Below are 15,288 nucleotides of genomic sequence, written 5' to 3'. Positions count from 1 at the left end.
TCCTCGTTGCCGCTCAGGCATGAGCGGCTTGGACAAGCATGGCGCAATTTGGATGAAACCGTCATGGCTTCAGACGCATAACTACCCGTTTGGGGGACGAAGGGGCAGGGGGCGTTCGCTACAGTTCCCATCGCGTTGGCAAGAGCGTCAAGGTGCTGCCATGAACGTGAAGAGCGTAGCCATTCAAGCCGGCAAAAGGCTGGCAATCGCTTACGCCATAGCCTGGGGATTTGCCGCGGTTTTCTACTTTTTGGAGTACGCATCGCGCTCGGCACCGGCGGTCATGCTTCCCGAGTTGTCCAAGGCGTTTGCTGTCACCACCCTCGGCGTCAGCACCATCCTGGGCTATTACTACTACACCTATTCCACCACCAGCCTGGTTGCGGGCGTGCTGCTCGATCGCTTCGGCGCCCGTTACGTCGCGCCTGCCGGCATGGCGTTGCTTGCCATGGGCTGCGTGCTTTTCGCCATTCCCGACGCTTCCATGGGCAGCATCGGGCGCCTCCTGCAGGGCGCCGGTTCGGCCTTCGCCTTTACCGGAGCGGTGTATCTGGCTTCGCGTGGCTTCTCCGCCAAGCGCCTGGCGACGGCGATCGGATTTACCCAATGCTTCGGCATGCTGGGCGGCACAATGGGGCAAATAGCGGTCGGGCCGCTTATCCATGGCCTGGTCAGTACGGCTCAATTCTGGATGGGGATGGGCGTTGTGGTGTTGCTGGTTGCGGTGGGATTGCTGCTCATGACGCCGCGCGAAGATCATGCGGCGAAGGCCGGCGAAAAGCGCAGTCTCCTTGGCCCCTACAAGGTCGTACTCAGCAATCCGCAGTCCTACATCTGCGGCATCGTTGCAGGCCTGTTATTCGCTCCGACGACCATCGGCGACATGGTATGGGGCGTCCGGCTGTTCCAGGAAGACCGACTGTTCAGCTACCACGACGCCGTCTTCGCCATCTCGATGGTGCCCTTCGGCTGGGTGTTCGGCTGCCCGCTCTTCGGTTGGCTGGCCGATGCCCTGCATCGTAGAAAACTCGCACTGCTCATCGGCGTAAGCGCCATGCTTGCCTGCGCCTTGCAACTGACGTTTCTTCCGGGGGCGCTGCCCAGCTGGATCACGCTGCTCGTCTTCGGCATTTCCTCCGGTGCGGCGATGATTCCGTACACGATCATCAAGGAGGTCAATCCGGACCACGTCAAGGGCAGCGCAACCGGCGCCATCAACTTCATCACCTTCAGTGTCACGGCGCTGCTGGGGCCGGTCTTTTCCAAACATATCGGCAAGACGATGGGCGCGCCGGCGATCAATCCGGAGTTTCACTTCTTTGAGTCGGGCCTGTTCTGGGTCGCCGTCATCGCGTTGGCGTTGCTGGTGTCGTTTACGTTGCGCGAGACGGGGAAGCGGCCAGAGCAGGGAGGCTGATGTGTAGGCTGGGATGATAATCCCAGCTTCCTCTCGCCATCCTGGTGCTGGGATTGCCATCCCAGCCTACGCGCTGCGGAGACATGGCGCTGATCCGATGCACCGCTGCTTTTCCCCAAAACGTACATGCATCGGCCATGGGTACACCATTTGTTCGGTATCCCTCGGGTGGGGGAGCTTGCCATGGCAAGAAAGCTAGAATATGGACAAACCCTTCACAGGGGGCAAGCGCATGACGGCGATGACACAGCATCTCACTACTTGGTATTCGATGGGCTACATCGCGCTGGCGATGGCCGTCGTAATCGGCCTCGCCGTATTTCGGTACCGGCAGATGGCGGCCAGGCTGCGTGATCGCCTGGAGGTACGGCATGCGGAGCGCGAACGCATCGCGCGCGAGCTTCACGACACCTTGCTGCAGGGCATCCAGGGTTTGATTCTGCGCTTTCAGGCCATTGCCGAACAGATTCCGGAGGGCGACCCCATTCGAGCCAGGATCGATCAGGCGCTTACGCGTGCGGAGGAAGTGTTGGTGGACGGACGCGACCGGGTTCACGATTTGCGCTTGAGCGAAGGCGCCGCCAAGGATCTGGCGATGACCTTTGAATCGCTGGGCATGGAGCTTCAGGCGGAAAACCCCGCGAAGTTTCAATTGTTCCTGCACGGAACCCGGCGCGAGGTTGATCCGGTCATTCTCGAAGAGATCTATCTGATCGGCCGCGAAGCCATGCTCAATGCCTTCCGGCATGCGCGGGCCACGACGATAGCCATGGACATGGCGTTCGAGTCCAAGCAATTTCTGCTGCGGGTGCAGGACAACGGGATCGGCATCGATCCTGACATCCTGGAGACAGGCTATAAACCAGGCCATTGGGGACTCAGGGGGATGCGCGAGCGCGCGCAATGCATCGGTGGCAGCTGCTCGATTTCCTCGCTGCAGGGACAGGGTACGGCGGTCGAACTGCAGGTTCCGTCCCATGTCGCCTATATCACTAGGCGACCCGCTCGTTGGGCCACGCTGACGCAGCTATCACCTGGCACCACGAAAACAAGATAAAGCAGCGCTTCACTCACGCGTCGATATAGCCACGGCGCATGGCGATGACCACTGCCTCGGTTCGGTCCTTCGCCTTGACCTTCGCCAGGATGCTTTTCATGTGAGTCTTGACGGTTTCGACCGAAATGCCCAGGTGTGTGGCGATTCGTTTGTTCGAATAGCCTCCCGCGACATGACCCAGGACTTGCAGTTCGCGCACGCTGAGAATGTCATCCGCCGAGTATTCGGCCATGATGCGCGCCACCTCCAGCGGGACATGCCGATGGCCTTTGTGCACTTGCCGGATGGTGAACAGCAGCTCCTTGCGCAATGTACTCTTGACGAGGTAACCGGCGGCACCGGCGCGCAGCGCGCGCGTCGCTTGCATGTCGCCCTGATACGTCGTCAACACGATGATGCGTGCCTTCGGACATTCATGCAGGATGTGTCGAAGGGCATCCAGTCCGCTCATGCCTGGCATTTGCAGATCCATCAGCGTGATCTCGGGCTGGCATTGGCGGAACCGCGCAATCGCATCCTCGCCGTCCTGGGCTTCCGCCACCAGTTCCATGTCCGGTTGCGTAGCCAGCACGGCGGCCACACCCTCTCTGAACAAGGGATGGTCGTCGACCATCATGATGCGAATACGGGAAACTTCAGCGTTCATGGGCAAGCCTCCAAAAAATGGCTATGCCGCCATCGGTCCTGCGTCCGAGCCGCACCAGTCAATCACAAGCGGGTCCCACGCACAATGGACAATCCTGATCATCACCCATCAGGGTGAGTTCAAGCTCCCTTTCCTTAGGGTTGTTGAGGCATCGTCAACGAGCTGAACTATGGGCGCGTATGAAAGACGCGCGGAGCACTGCCGAAGCGGCAAGCATATCGCGTGCCGCCATGATCGTTCGCCGCAGCGTGCAGTCTTGTTACCTGATCGGCGTGTTCGCCCACACTACATCGAGGCATCGTCATGACCATCACCGCGAAACCCGTGCCAGGCTCCCAGTTGCTGACCCCGCAAGATCACGCTTTGATCCTGATCGACTACCAGTCGCAGATGTCGTTCGCGACGCACTCGATCGACGCGATCAATTTGCGCAACAACGCCGGCCTGATCGCCAGGGCCGCAGCCAGCTTCAAAGTGCCGACGATACTCACCACCGTTGCCGAGAAAAGTTTCTCCGGTCCGATGTTCGCCGAGGTGACCGAGCCGTTTCCCGGCCAGGCGCTGATCGATCGCACCTCCATGAATACCTGGGAAGATGCGGCGGTGATCAAGCAGGTCAACGCGATCGGCAAGACGCGGCTGGTCTTCGGTGGCCTGTGGACGTCCGTTTGCATCGTCGGTCCCACACTCTCGGCCCTGGAGCAGGGCTTTGAGGTATACGTCGTGGCCGATGCATGCGGTGACGTTTCCCTCGAGGCGCACAACCGTGCCATGGATCGCATGATACAAGCGGGAGCCCGGCCCATGACGTCATTGCAGTACCTGCTTGAACTGCAGCGCGACTGGGCGCGTACGGAAACCTATGAGAGCACGACGGGTATTGCCAAGATCTACGGTGGCAGCTACGGCCTTGGCGTGATCTACGCCAAGACGATGTTTCATGCGGAAGGCGGCTGATCCCTTGCGGGCAGTGCCTTGAGCGCGGTCGGTCGTGTCAACCAGACGTAGGAAAAGTTCGATGAAGCCGTATCTGCTATCGCTTGCTGCCGGCCTTTTGGTAGGCATCGTTTACGGACTGATCAACGTGCGCTCGCCGGCACCGCCGGTGATCGCGCTGGTCGGATTGCTGGGGATCCTCATCGGCGAGCAGATTCCACCGTGGTTCAAGCAGGTGGTCAGCCGGCAGGCCAGCACCACCGCATGGGTAGGGCAACAGGTCAAGCCGCACGTGTTCGGCCAATTGCCTTGCGGGCAGCTCCCGAAAAAAGCCGCTGACGCACCACCGCAGCGGAGGGACGCGTCATGAGCCCGTCCACTGCCATCCCCGAACTTGTCCTGCATGGCGGACGAATTACGACGCTCGACACCGGCAAGCCGGCCGCAACCGCAGTGGCCATGGCCGGCGGGCGGTTCACGGCGGTCGGAAGCGACCACGATGTCATGGCGCTGGCTGGATCAGGTACGCGCGTCATCGACCTCAAGGGCCGCTCGGTATTGCCGGGTCTGATCGACAACCACCTGCACATCATTCGCGGCGGCCTCAATTTCAACATGGAGCTGCGCTGGGATGGCGTGCGCTCGCTGGCCGATGCCATGGCCATGTTGCGCCAGCAGGTTGCCATCACGCCACCACCGCAATGGGTGCGTGTCGTGGGCGGGTTCACCGAACACCAGTTCGCGGAGAAGCGGCTGCCAACTATCGATGAGCTCAATGCCGTGGCTCCCGATACGCCGGTGTTCCTGTTGCACCTCTATGATCGTGCCTTGCTCAACGCCGCCGCCTTGCGCGCCGTGGGCTATGCCAAGGACACGCCGGAACCTCCCGGTGGGCAGATCGTACGTGACGGCGACGGCAACCCGACCGGCTTGCTGCTGGCAAAGCCAAACGCGGGCATCTTGTACGCCACGTTGGCGAAAGGGCCCAAGCTGCCGTTCGAATACCAGCTCAATTCGACGCGGCATTTCATGCGCGACCTGAACCGCCTGGGCGTAACCGGCGCGATCGATGCAGGCGGAGGGTTTCAGAACTATCCCGAAGACTACGAAGTCATTCGCCAGCTTTCCCAGGACGGACATCTGACCATCCGGCTCGCCTACAACCTGTTCACGCAAAAGCCCAAGGCCGAGAAAGAGGACTTCCTCAACTGGACGAAGACCTCCAAATACAAGCAGGGCGATGATTATTTCCGGCACAACGGCGCCGGCGAAATGCTGGTGTTCTCGGCGGCGGACTTCGAAGACTTCCGGCAGCCCCGCCCGGACATGCCCTCGTCGATGGAAGGCGAGCTCGAAGATGTGGTGCGCGTGCTGGCGGAGAATCGTTGGCCGTGGCGCATGCATGCGACGTACGACGAAACGATTACACGTGCGCTCAATGTGTTCGAAAGGGTCAACCGTGATATCCCGCTCAAGGGCCTGCATTGGTTCTTCGATCACGCCGAAACCATCACCGAGCGGTCGATGGACCGGATTGCCGCGCTCGGAGGCGGCGTCGCCGTACAGCACCGGATGGCGTATCAGGGCGAATACTTTGTGGAGCGCTACGGTGCGGCCGCTGCGGCCGCCACGCCGCCGGTTGCACGCATGCTGGAAAAAGGCGTTCGCATTTCCGCCGGTACAGACGCGACGCGCGTCGCCTCCTACAACCCCTGGGTATCACTCTCGTGGCTGGTGACGGGCCGGACGGTGGGCGGCATGCGGATCTACCCGCAGCACAACTGTGTCGATCGCGAAACGGCGTTGCGCATGTGGACGCAGTACGTTACCTGGTTCTCCAACGAGGAAGGATCGAAGGGCCAGATCAAGGTGGGGCAGTTGGCCGACCTGATCGTACCGACGCGGGATTTCTTCTCCTGTGCCGAGGCGGACATTGCCGATATCACTTCCGATCTGACCATCGTGGGCGGAAAAGTGGTCTATGGTGCGAACGGGTTCCAGCAGTTCGACGATCGGCCGCTGCCTCCGGCCATGCCGGAATGGTCGCCAGTGCGACGCTACGGTGGCTATGCGGCATGGGGCAATGGCCAGGCGCCCGCTGCGATGAATCAGGTCCATGCCTGCGACTGCGGCGGCTGCGCGATCCATGGCCACAATCATCCACGCGCGTGGTCGACGAACCTGCCGATCGCCGAAGCGGATTTAAAATCCTTCTGGGGCGCCTTGGGCTGTGCCTGCTGGGCGGTATGACATGACGACATCGAGCCTCACTGGCGGTACGCCCGAACTGATCCGCGCCATGCTGGACTGGAAGGGAACGAACGTCCTGGCCAGAATCGGACTGACGCTGCCCTATTGGTGGAGCGGTATCGAAAAGTTGTTCCATCCCATGGCGGCGTTGGCCGAGTTCCAGGCCACCGGGCTGCCGCCCTCATGGGCAATGTATGGCCTGCTGCTGCTGGTGCAGCTGGGCGGCTCGCTGGCGATCATCACTAATCGCCTGGCGTGGCTTGGAGCAGGCGCGTTGGCCGTATTCACCGCCATGGCAACGTACCTCGCTCACGCGTTCTGGAAGCTGGAAGGCGCGCAGCGGTTTGCCGAGATGAATACCTTCATGGAGCACATCGCCCTGATCTCAGGCATGGTTTTCGCGGCGATGTTCTTGCACAAGATCCGGAGCCGCCAGGAACCGGCCCGTCATTCCAACAGTGGGGCATAGCATGTTCACACGATCGTTCAAACTCGGCTTCCCGACAGCCGCCGTGGCCGCCATGGCCTTGTCCATGTCGATCCTTGCACCGGCCAGCGCCAAGGAAGCCTCCGCGCTACAGGGCGTCTCGGTAGGCCCGCAATACGACACCACCCACGTCTACGTGGCGCCCGCCGATTTCGACAGCTTCGTCAACAGCTTTACCGCGACATTTGGCGGCAAGCCGTCCAAACGGGGCACGACCAATGTGCTGCCCGTGCCCAGCAACGCGGATCTGCAGTACGTCTGGACGCCCGCAGGCACGCTTTCGACATTCGGTTTCCTGACGCCGATTCCTTATCCGTTCGGTCAGGAGCGTACCGGCTATCTCGTTACGGACATGGATGAAGCGATCAAGCAGGCGCGCGACGCCGGTGCGGAAGTCATCGTCGACAAATTCAAGGATCCCATCGGCCTGGATACGGTGATCCAGTGGCCCGGTGGCGTAAAAATGCAGCTGTATTGGCACTTCACGGCTCCGCACTACGACCCGCTTCAGACCGTGCCTGACAATCGCGTCTATGTTTCGGCGGATGAGGCGGACCGCTTCGTGAAGGATTTTTTGCGTTTCTCGCACGGCAAGGTCGTATCCGACGATCGCAAGGCGGATGCCGTCGAAATCGGCAAGGCCGGTCAAACCTACCGGCGCATTCGTATCGTGTCCGGCTTCGGCAAGATGCAGGTGAACGTGACCGATGGGCATCTGCCGTATCCCTACGGCCATGAGATCTCTGGTTACGAAGTGAGCGATCTCGATGCGACGCTCGCCAAAGCGACAGCGGCCGGCGCCAAGATCCTGGTGCCTCGTTACGAGGCTGCTGACCGCAGCGCGGCCATGGTGCAATTTCCGGGTGGTTACATCGCCGAGATTCACGCCTCCAAGACGCATTGAGCAGCTTCCAGGCGTTGCAGGCTTGCCGGAGCCGGCGCGTTCCCAGCGTGCCGGCTTTTGTAGGCTGGGATGACAATCCCAGCTTCCATGTGGCCTTCCAGAGCTGGGATTGTCATCCCAGCCTACTCACTTGGAGAGATTCGTGGGAATGGGGTGCCTGCTACTGCTGACCATGGCGTGCGCCAATGGCGATAGCCCGTTCACCCTCGGTCAGGTACCCCAGGCCGCCGAAGTCCAGCCTGTGCCACTGCGTCCGGCGATTGCCTTCTATCGATGGGAAGAGGATTGGTCCGTACTGGCCGATCCTCGCGTTCCGCGGCAGCCAGGAGATGCCCTGAAATACCTGCCGCTGGCGGCCGCCGATCCGTACCGCTACCTGTCGTTCGGGCTGACCCTGCGCGAGCGATTCGTGAGCACCGATCCGCCGCTGTTCGGTGTTACGCACGGCCGGCATCAGGACTACCTGCTGCACCGCCTGGAGTTGCATGCCGATGCTCACATCACGACCGATACGCGCGTGTTCCTGCAACTGGAAAATGCCCTGGCGCCCTGGCTCTCACGGCCATCGCCGGTCGATGCCAACCGTCTGGACCTGCGCTTGCTGTTCCTGGATACGCGGGCAAAGCTGGGCGATGGCGCGTTGAAGTTGAGAATCGGACGACAGGAAATTGCGTTCGACCTGCAACGATTCGTGTCCGTCAGGGATGGCCCGAATGTACGGCAGGCCTATGACGCTATTTGGATGGACTACGAAAACAAGGACTGGCGCTTCACGGGATTCACCAGCCAGCCCGTGCAGTATCGCAATCAAACCGCCTTCGATGACTTCAGTAATCGCCACCTGACTTTCAGCGGTGTTCGTGTGCAGCATCGCATGAGCGCCACGAGTGAATTGAGCGTCAGCTATTCCCAATTCAAACAAGACAACGTGCACTTCCTCGCAGGCTCGGGCAATGAGACCCGGCAAAGCGTCGACCTGCACTACAACGGCAACTATCGAGGGCTGGATTGGGATATCGAAGGCATGCGCCAGGGCGGAAGCATCGGCTCCAGGGACGTGGATGCCTGGGCGTTCGGGTCGCTGGCCGGCTATACCTTTTCAGGCCTGGGCTGGACGCCGCGACTTGGGCTGCAATGGGACGCCGCATCCGGCGACCGCAACCTGTCCGACCGGCATATAGGCACCTTCAATCCGCTCTTCCCGAACGGGTACTACGTAACCTTGTCCGGCTATACCGGCTACACGAATTTCATCCACGTCAAACCCTCCATCACGCTCAATCCACGGCAGCCGTTGAAGCTGATCGCTGCCATCGGCTTGCTGTGGCGCCAGACGACGCACGACGCCATCTACGCGCAACCGGATATCCCGGTACCTGGTACGGCGGGGAAGGGTGGAAAACGCAGCAGTACCTACGTACAACTGCAGGCGAGCTGGACCGTCTCGCGCAGCCTTTCGTTCGACGCTGAATGGGATCGCTACTGGGTGGCCCAGGCGCTCAGACAGAGCGGCGGACACGACTCCCATTACCTGGAACTTGAACTTCGCTGGGGATGGTGATGAAGGAGAAACCATGTTGAAAATGCCAAAGCTTCCAACCGTGCTCAGCTTCAATGCCGGTTACATCGATACGGCCGGATTTCTGGCGCTGCACGGGCTCTTTACTGCGCACGTAACCGGCAACTTCGTGACGCTGGGGGCCGCGCTCGTGTTTCGATCGAGCGGCACGCTGGCGAAAATATTGGCGTTGCCCGTCTTTTGCATCGTGGTGTTGGGCGTGCGCCTGCTGCACTACAAGCTGGCAGAATTGGGCCGGCCTATCCTGCGTACGCTGTTTCTGTTGGAGTGGCTGCTGCTGATCGTGGGAGCGTCGCTGGCGTGGACGCTCGGTCCTTTCCCTGCCGCAGATGAATTCGGGACGGTCGCCGTCGGCATGATCTTCGTCACCGCCATGGCGGTGCAGAATGCGGTCCATCGGGTCCATCTGTCCTACGCGCCGCCGTCTACGCTGATGACCGGAACCACCACGCAAATCATGCTGGACCTGGCGGACAAATGGCATGGAGGCCTGAGCGCGGAGCAAAGGTCGGCGATCGATGCCCGCCTGATCAGTTTCAGCTTCAATGTTGCCGTGTTCGCGCTGGGCTGCGGTTGCGGCGCGCTGCTGTTTGCCATCTTCAGCGTCAAGTGCTTCGTGCTGCTCCCGCTCACTGCGACCTTGGCCTATCTGCACAACGAAGCAAAAACAAAATAATGACAAGACAGTGACCAGGCCGGTTCCGGTTAGACGGCTTCGGGTGGCGGCACAATCGTTCTCACGGTGATGGTTTCGTCCAATACGGCAATCGACCTTCGCGGCATGGTAGCGGCACAGCCCTGAGCGCCTGTACCCGAAGGAGAAGTGACATGTCCCCTAACAAGCCCATCCGCCGGGTTGCGATCATCGGCACGGGGGTGATTGGCGCCAGTTGGGCAGCACTCTTCCTTGCCAAAGGTCTGGATGTGGTAGCGACAGACGTTGCACCGGATGCAGAAGCAGCGTTGAAGCGCTTCATTGCAGCAGCTTGGCCGGTGCTGCAGCGGCTTGGACTGGCCGCGGACGCTTCGCAGAGCAGAGTGTCGTTCACGGCCAACCTTGCTGATGCCATCAAGGACGTCGATCTGGTGCAGGAGAACGGACCGGAGAGAATCGAGTTCAAGAAGACGCTCTATCGCCAGCTGGATGAGTTGTTGCATCCCGGTGTCATCATCGCCTCAAGCTCGTCGGGCTTGACCATGAGCGAAATCCAGTCGGCGTGCGAAAAGCATCCTGAACGTTGCGTCATCGCGCATCCCTTCAATCCGCCGCATCTGGTTCCCCTGGTCGAGATCGTCGGCGGTGCAAAGACATCCCGAGAGACGATCGAGCGCGTGGCCGAATTCTATACGAGCCTTGGCAAGCGAACCGTCCGCTTGAACAAGGAAGTGCCCGGGCACGTAGCGAATCGCTTGCAGGCCGCGCTGGCGCGGGAGGTCTACCACCTTGTCGCCGATGGCGTCGTCAGCGTTGCGGACGTCGATACTGCCTTGTGCTGGGGCCCTGGTCTGCGCTGGGGCATCATGGGCCAGGTGCTGCTCAATCATCTCGGTGGCGGCCAAGGCGGCATCGAGCACTTCTTCCAGCAATTCACCGGGCCGATGACCGCCTGGTGGAAAGTGCTGGGGTCCCCGGAGCTCACGCCTGACGTCCAACAGAAGCTGATCGACGGCCTGCATGCCGAGATCGGTTCGCGTTCGATCGACGAACTTGCGTCGGAGCGCGATGAAGTGCTGCTCGGACTGCTTGAGCTGCGCAACAAGGTTGAGAAGTCTAGCCAAATGAAATCGGCGGCGCCGGTCACGTGAGGCTGAGTGTTGGCGCACGTTCGATCACACGTTTTCACTTTTTCCGGCTAGCGAGCCGAAGAAATCGGAGTCTGAAATGTCTACAGCAGCAACTGCAGCAAGCAAGGACGGCGGCGCGAAGCCCATACCGATACCGAACGGCGATTTCTATCTGCTGGTCGAGCTTCTCACGGCGGAGGAGCGGGCCATCGTCAAAAAAGTGCGGACGTACATGGAGACCAAGGTCCGCCCGATCATCAACAAGTATTGGTCGGATGATGCATTTCCGTTCGAACTGCTGCCTTCGTTCAAGGAACTGGGCATCGGCGGGCTTGGCTATGAAGGCTATGGCTGCGCAGGCGGCAGCCAGAAGCTGTTCGGTTACGTTGCGATGGAACTGGCGCGCACCGATGCATCGATGTGCACGTTTTTCGGCGTGCACAGCGGCCTTGCGATGGGCTCGATCTACCTGGACGGATCGGAAGAGCAGAAACAGAAGTGGCTGCCGCCGATGGCGCGGTGGGAGAAAATCGGTTGCTTCGGGCTGACCGAGCCCTTGGTCGGGTCGGGAACGGCTGGCGGCATGACCACTACGGCGAAGCGCAACGGCGACTGTTGGGTTCTCAATGGCCAGAAGCGATGGATCGGCAACTCGCCATGGTGCGACATTTCTATCATCTGGGCGCGCGACGTGGACGACAACCAGGTCAAGGGTTTCATCGTCGAGAACAAGACCACGCCGGGCTTCAGTGTGGAGAAGATGGAGCACAAGATCGCGCTGAAGGTGGTCCAGAACGGACAGATCACGTTAAAAGACGTACGTGTGCCGGAGGCGAACCGCCTGCAGGGCGGCAACTCGTTCCGCGATACGGCGCGCGTGCTGCGGATGACTCGCTACATGGTGGGTTGGGCTTCCACCGGCATCCAGATGGGCGCGTTCGAGGCAACGCTCAAATACACCCAGGAAAGATTGCAGTTCGGCAAGCCGATCGCTTCCTTCCAGATGGTGCAGGACATGCTTGCAAAGATGCTCGCCAACGTGACGGCTTGCCAGTGCCTGATGTTGCGGCTTGCGCAACTCGATGACGAAGGGAAACTCAGCGATCACCAGGCGGCGCTTGCGAAGGCCTTCTGCACGTCCAAATCGCGCGAAACCGTCGCGTGGGGGCGCGAGTTGCTAGGTGGCAACGGCATTCTCGCCGACTACGACGTTGGCCGTTTCTTCGCTGACGCTGAGGCACTCTATTCGTATGAAGGCACGTATCAAATGCAGAACCTGATCGTCGGTAAAGCCATCACCGGTTATGGCGCCTTTGTTTGATGCGCGCCGCGGCAAGCAGACAAGAAAATCCAGGGAGAGGGAAATGCAGGAGATCGTGACCGACTTGGAAAGGCGCCAGCCCGAGTTCATTAGGTTCAAAGCTGCAGCTGGAGGATCCTTGCAATGACCTCTCCCCTATCCGCCTCGACACCCGAGCCATCTCCAGCGACAGGGTTGAGCCTCCAAAACGTTCTGTACGAGAAGAAGGATTCGATCGCCTACGTAACGGTCAATCGTCCCAAGGTGCTCAACGCACTGAATACGTCGACATGGGCCGATTTGCAGACGGCATTCGAGGATGCGAAGGCTGACACCTCGGTGCGCGGCGTGATCCTTACCGGCGCAGGCGACAAGTCATTCATTGCCGGCGCCGACATCAGCGAACTCGCGCATTTGGGTGCCTACGAGGCAGAGCAATCCAGCCGGCTCGGGCAGCGTGTGCTGGATCTGGTGGAAAATCTCGGCAAACCGGTGATCGCGGCGATCAATGGCTTTGCGCTGGGCGGCGGCTGCGAGACGGCCATGGCCTGCACGATGCGGATTGCCACGGAACACGCCAAATTCGGGCAGCCGGAAGTGAAGCTGGGTCTGCTGCCCGGTGGTGGCGGAACGCAACGTTTGCCTCGCCTGGTAGGCAAGGGCCGCGCTTTGCAGCTGATACTCACGGGTGAAACGATTTCTGCGCAGGAGGCCTATCGCATGAGCCTCGTCAACGAAGTTGTTGCTGCGGATGGCCTGATGGAACGCGCCGAGGCCATCCTCAGGCAGATTGTGGCCAACGCGCCGATCGCCGTGAAGTATTCCTTGGATGCCGTGAACAAGGGGTTGGAAGCCGGCCAGAGCGATGGCCTTGCGTTGGAAGCTGCCTACTTCGGCATCTGCGCTGCCACCGAAGACAAGCAGGAAGGTACTTCCGCCTTCCTGGAGAAACGTGCGCCTCACTTTCGAGGGCACTGAAGTCGCCACCTGCATCGAATCAGAAGAGACGGATATGGCTAGCGAAAACATTTTTTCCGGACTGAAAGTGGTGGATTTGGCGAGCTTCATTGCAGGTCCCAGTGCTGCGGTGATCCTGTCCGACTTCGGCGCCGATGTGATCAAGGTGGAGCCGCCGAACGGTGACCTGTGGCGACACGCGAATAACATCCCGCCGCAACCGGTCGCCGAAGATGCCTATCCTTGGCACCTGGCCAACCGCAACAAGCGGGGCATGGCGCTGGACCTGAAATCACCCGACGCCAGGCAGGTGATCGAAAAGCTGGTCAAATGGGCCGACGTCCTGATCGTCAATACACCGCATCCGGCACGCGCGCGACTGAAGCTTGAATATGAGGATGTGGTGGGCTGGAACCCGCGGCTGATTTATGCGGACCTTACGGGTTTTGGCGAGAATGGGCCCGACGCGGATCTTCCGGGCTTCGACATCACTGCATACTGGGCTCGCAGCGGTTTGCTGTCGATGACGCGCGATGCCGGCGCACCACCGACCTGGCCGGTGGCGGGCAGTGGCGACAATGCGACCGCAGTCGGTCTGTATTCGGCGATTGTCACTGCCCTGTATCGCCGCGAGCGTACGGGGGAGGGTGCACGTGTCACGACCTCGCTGCTTGCCGAAGGCATCTGGTCCGCCAGCGTTTCGATCCAGGCTGCCCTGTGCGACGCAAAATTCTTTGCGCTGCACGACCGCAGAAATCCGGCGAATGCGGCAATGAACGTCTATCGTGCCGCCGATGACACCTGGTTCGTCCTGGTCGTCACATCCGACAAATTGGAGGCCGTGGCCAAGGCGATCGGCCGCCCCGATCTGCTCACCGATCCAAGATTCTCCGATCCCGCGCAGTTGCTGGAGAACAGACCGCAACTCACGGCCATCCTGGACGAGCTTTTCGGCGCGCAGCCGATGGAGTATTGGTACAAGGTGTTCAGCGGCGTCCACGTGACATTCGGTGCGGTGCGTAACCCGCAAGAGGTCATCGCGGATCCTCAGCTGCGTGCCAATGACATCGTCGTACCGCTCGAGGGCGCAGGCGGCAAGTTGACTTCCACCATCAGCAGTCCGATGCAGGTCCACGGCGTCGCCAAGGTGGCCGCCAAGCGCGCTCCAAACATTGGCGAACACAACGATGAGATTCTGCAGCAGCTCGGATTCAGCGCAAGCGAAATCGATGGTTTGCGTGAGAGTGGCGCCATTCCGAAAGTCAAGGAAGCCGCCGTCTAGCCGAACGCCATCCCGGTGGAATGATTCGGCGGAAAGTGTGAGGTTTGCCGTTGGTGCCCGGAGCGGGACTCGAACCCGCACAGCCTTGCGGCCGAGGGATTTTAAGTCCCTTGCGTCTACCTGTTTCGCCATCCGGGCGGGGAGGACTGCCGAATGACCGGCTACAGGCGCGCGGATCGTAACATGCGCCTTACGAAAACGGAGCCGTCGGCTCCGTTTTGTTTGGACGAGTTTGTTTGGACGAGGATCAGGCCACCGCGCTTTGTATCGGTAGTACCTGTCCCGGATGCGCGTATTGCGCCAGCCGGATGGTGGACGCGGGGCCGGGCATTTCCACGCAGGTGCTGCGGCCTGAGCGGTTGTACTCGTCGCGGGCGGTTTCACGCGCCAGTTGAATGGCGGGACCGAGGCGCAGCTGGCTGAACAGCGTGGCCGAATCCCTTCGAATGCTCCAATCTCCATCTGGCGACTGTCTAAGCGAGTAGATCACCATCGATACGCTCCCAAGGCAGGGGTGGGCGAAACACCTGACTTACCACTTCCACTTGAACTACTTTCCCAATAATGGCACCAAAATGGGGACGCGTATGTAGGCATTTTCCTACGAGGCCTGTGAGGATTGGCCCAAGATGAAAAAACCTTACCAGACTGAGGGTTATCGACTTGCAATGTGCCGACGACGCGCCTA

Annotated in this window: 15 protein-coding genes and 1 tRNA gene; 13 read left to right on the top strand and 3 right to left on the bottom strand. The window is 60.5% G+C overall.

All coding sequences use genetic code 11. The annotated features are described in order from the left end of the window. Window positions 1–160 precede the first annotated feature (160 nt). Both EKH80_RS17440 and EKH80_RS17435 read left to right on the top strand, forming a co-directional pair. Window positions 161–1,417 carry an MFS transporter gene (locus tag EKH80_RS17440; RefSeq protein WP_126686065.1) on the top strand — a complete coding sequence of 419 codons (1,257 nt, stop codon included), beginning with the start codon at window positions 161–163 and terminating at the stop codon, window positions 1,415–1,417. A 202-nt stretch (window positions 1,418–1,619) separates the two neighbouring features. Further along, window positions 1,620–2,474: a sensor histidine kinase gene (locus EKH80_RS17435; protein ID WP_126686064.1), complete on the top strand. Its 855-nt coding sequence runs from the start codon at window positions 1,620–1,622 to the stop codon at window positions 2,472–2,474. Between the two features lie 13 nt (window positions 2,475–2,487). Here EKH80_RS17435 and EKH80_RS17430 read toward each other — a convergent pair whose 3' ends face one another. Then, entirely contained in the window at window positions 2,488–3,120 is a 633-nt protein-coding gene (locus EKH80_RS17430; RefSeq protein WP_126686063.1) for a response regulator, read from the bottom strand. Window positions 3,121–3,423: 303 nt separating this feature from the next. Between EKH80_RS17430 and EKH80_RS17425 the strand changes: the two genes are divergently transcribed. The 11 genes from EKH80_RS17425 (at window position 3,424) to EKH80_RS17375 (ending at window position 14,600) form a co-directional block, all read left to right on the top strand. Next, window positions 3,424–4,077: a hydrolase gene (locus EKH80_RS17425; RefSeq protein WP_126686062.1), complete on the top strand. Its 654-nt coding sequence runs from the start codon at window positions 3,424–3,426 to the stop codon at window positions 4,075–4,077. 61 nt (window positions 4,078–4,138) lie between these two features. Continuing rightward, on the top strand, window positions 4,139–4,426 hold the full coding sequence (locus EKH80_RS17420) for a XapX domain-containing protein (protein WP_126686061.1): 288 nt from the start codon (window positions 4,139–4,141) through the stop codon (window positions 4,424–4,426). Beyond that, complete coding sequence (locus EKH80_RS17415; protein ID WP_126686060.1) at window positions 4,423–6,306, top strand: amidohydrolase; 1,884 nt, start codon at window positions 4,423–4,425, stop codon at window positions 6,304–6,306. Before EKH80_RS17420 ends, EKH80_RS17415 begins: the two co-directional genes overlap by 4 nt. A gap of 1 nt (window position 6,307) precedes the next feature. Then, complete coding sequence (locus EKH80_RS17410; RefSeq protein ID WP_230473773.1) at window positions 6,308–6,775, top strand: DoxX family protein; 468 nt, start codon at window positions 6,308–6,310, stop codon at window positions 6,773–6,775. A 1-nt stretch (window position 6,776) separates the two neighbouring features. Further along, the gene (locus EKH80_RS17405) at window positions 6,777–7,697 is read left to right on the top strand and encodes a VOC family protein (RefSeq protein ID WP_126686059.1); all 921 of its coding nucleotides are present in this window, start codon (window positions 6,777–6,779) and stop codon (window positions 7,695–7,697) included. Window positions 7,698–7,845: 148 nt separating this feature from the next. Continuing rightward, the gene (locus EKH80_RS17400) at window positions 7,846–9,258 is read left to right on the top strand and encodes an alginate export family protein (RefSeq protein ID WP_230473771.1); all 1,413 of its coding nucleotides are present in this window, start codon (window positions 7,846–7,848) and stop codon (window positions 9,256–9,258) included. Window positions 9,259–9,271: 13 nt separating this feature from the next. Continuing rightward, window positions 9,272–9,952, top strand: coding sequence for a YoaK family protein (locus EKH80_RS17395; protein ID WP_230473770.1), 681 nt, complete (start codon window positions 9,272–9,274; stop codon window positions 9,950–9,952). Window positions 9,953–10,104: 152 nt separating this feature from the next. Next, window positions 10,105–11,082 (top strand): 3-hydroxyacyl-CoA dehydrogenase NAD-binding domain-containing protein, encoded by a 978-nt coding sequence (locus EKH80_RS17390; protein ID WP_126686058.1) that lies wholly within the window; start codon window positions 10,105–10,107, stop codon window positions 11,080–11,082. 76 nt (window positions 11,083–11,158) lie between these two features. Further along, a complete protein-coding gene (locus EKH80_RS17385) occupies window positions 11,159–12,382 on the top strand; it encodes an acyl-CoA dehydrogenase family protein (protein WP_126686057.1) in 1,224 nt (407 codons plus the stop codon). A 174-nt stretch (window positions 12,383–12,556) separates the two neighbouring features. Further along, on the top strand, window positions 12,557–13,339 hold the full coding sequence (locus EKH80_RS17380; protein WP_425481161.1) for an enoyl-CoA hydratase-related protein: 783 nt from the start codon (window positions 12,557–12,559) through the stop codon (window positions 13,337–13,339). A gap of 34 nt (window positions 13,340–13,373) precedes the next feature. Then, window positions 13,374–14,600 carry a CaiB/BaiF CoA transferase family protein gene (locus tag EKH80_RS17375; RefSeq protein ID WP_126686055.1) on the top strand — a complete coding sequence of 409 codons (1,227 nt, stop codon included), beginning with the start codon at window positions 13,374–13,376 and terminating at the stop codon, window positions 14,598–14,600. Window positions 14,601–14,651: 51 nt separating this feature from the next. Here the strand turns inward: EKH80_RS17375 and EKH80_RS17370 are convergent. After that, window positions 14,652–14,738: transfer RNA gene (locus EKH80_RS17370), tRNA-Leu, on the bottom strand. A gap of 109 nt (window positions 14,739–14,847) precedes the next feature. Continuing rightward, on the bottom strand, window positions 14,848–15,093 hold the full coding sequence (locus tag EKH80_RS17365; RefSeq protein WP_126686054.1) for a hypothetical protein: 246 nt from the start codon (window positions 15,091–15,093) through the stop codon (window positions 14,848–14,850). Window positions 15,094–15,288 lie beyond the last annotated feature (195 nt).

Source organism: Dyella choica (assembly GCF_003977665.1).
GTDB lineage: Bacteria > Pseudomonadota > Gammaproteobacteria > Xanthomonadales > Rhodanobacteraceae > Dyella_B > Dyella_B choica.
Note: the sequence above shows the minus strand (reverse complement) of the source record. Positions and strands in the feature narration are given on the sequence as shown.

What these genes read in the sequence shown, in the direction of transcription:
- EKH80_RS17390 (WP_126686058.1), top strand. Translation starts at nt 10,105, where the DNA reads ATGTCCCCTAACAAGCCCATCCGCCGGGTTGCGATCATCGGCACGGGG.
- EKH80_RS17405 (WP_126686059.1), top strand. Translation starts at nt 6,777, where the DNA reads ATGTTCACACGATCGTTCAAACTCGGCTTCCCGACAGCCGCCGTGGCC.
- EKH80_RS17385 (WP_126686057.1), top strand. Translation starts at nt 11,159, where the DNA reads ATGTCTACAGCAGCAACTGCAGCAAGCAAGGACGGCGGCGCGAAGCCC.
- EKH80_RS17375 (WP_126686055.1), top strand. Translation starts at nt 13,374, where the DNA reads ATGGCTAGCGAAAACATTTTTTCCGGACTGAAAGTGGTGGATTTGGCG.
- EKH80_RS17425 (WP_126686062.1), top strand. Translation starts at nt 3,424, where the DNA reads ATGACCATCACCGCGAAACCCGTGCCAGGCTCCCAGTTGCTGACCCCG.
- EKH80_RS17410 (WP_230473773.1), top strand. Translation starts at nt 6,308, where the DNA reads ATGACGACATCGAGCCTCACTGGCGGTACGCCCGAACTGATCCGCGCC.
- EKH80_RS17435 (WP_126686064.1), top strand. Translation starts at nt 1,620, where the DNA reads ATGGACAAACCCTTCACAGGGGGCAAGCGCATGACGGCGATGACACAG.
- EKH80_RS17365 (WP_126686054.1), bottom strand. Translation starts at nt 15,093, where the DNA reads ATGGTGATCTACTCGCTTAGACAGTCGCCAGATGGAGATTGGAGCATT.
- EKH80_RS17440 (WP_126686065.1), top strand. Translation starts at nt 161, where the DNA reads ATGAACGTGAAGAGCGTAGCCATTCAAGCCGGCAAAAGGCTGGCAATC.
- EKH80_RS17395 (WP_230473770.1), top strand. Translation starts at nt 9,272, where the DNA reads ATGTTGAAAATGCCAAAGCTTCCAACCGTGCTCAGCTTCAATGCCGGT.
- EKH80_RS17420 (WP_126686061.1), top strand. Translation starts at nt 4,139, where the DNA reads ATGAAGCCGTATCTGCTATCGCTTGCTGCCGGCCTTTTGGTAGGCATC.
- EKH80_RS17415 (WP_126686060.1), top strand. Translation starts at nt 4,423, where the DNA reads ATGAGCCCGTCCACTGCCATCCCCGAACTTGTCCTGCATGGCGGACGA.
- EKH80_RS17400 (WP_230473771.1), top strand. Translation starts at nt 7,846, where the DNA reads ATGGGGTGCCTGCTACTGCTGACCATGGCGTGCGCCAATGGCGATAGC.
- EKH80_RS17430 (WP_126686063.1), bottom strand. Translation starts at nt 3,120, where the DNA reads ATGAACGCTGAAGTTTCCCGTATTCGCATCATGATGGTCGACGACCAT.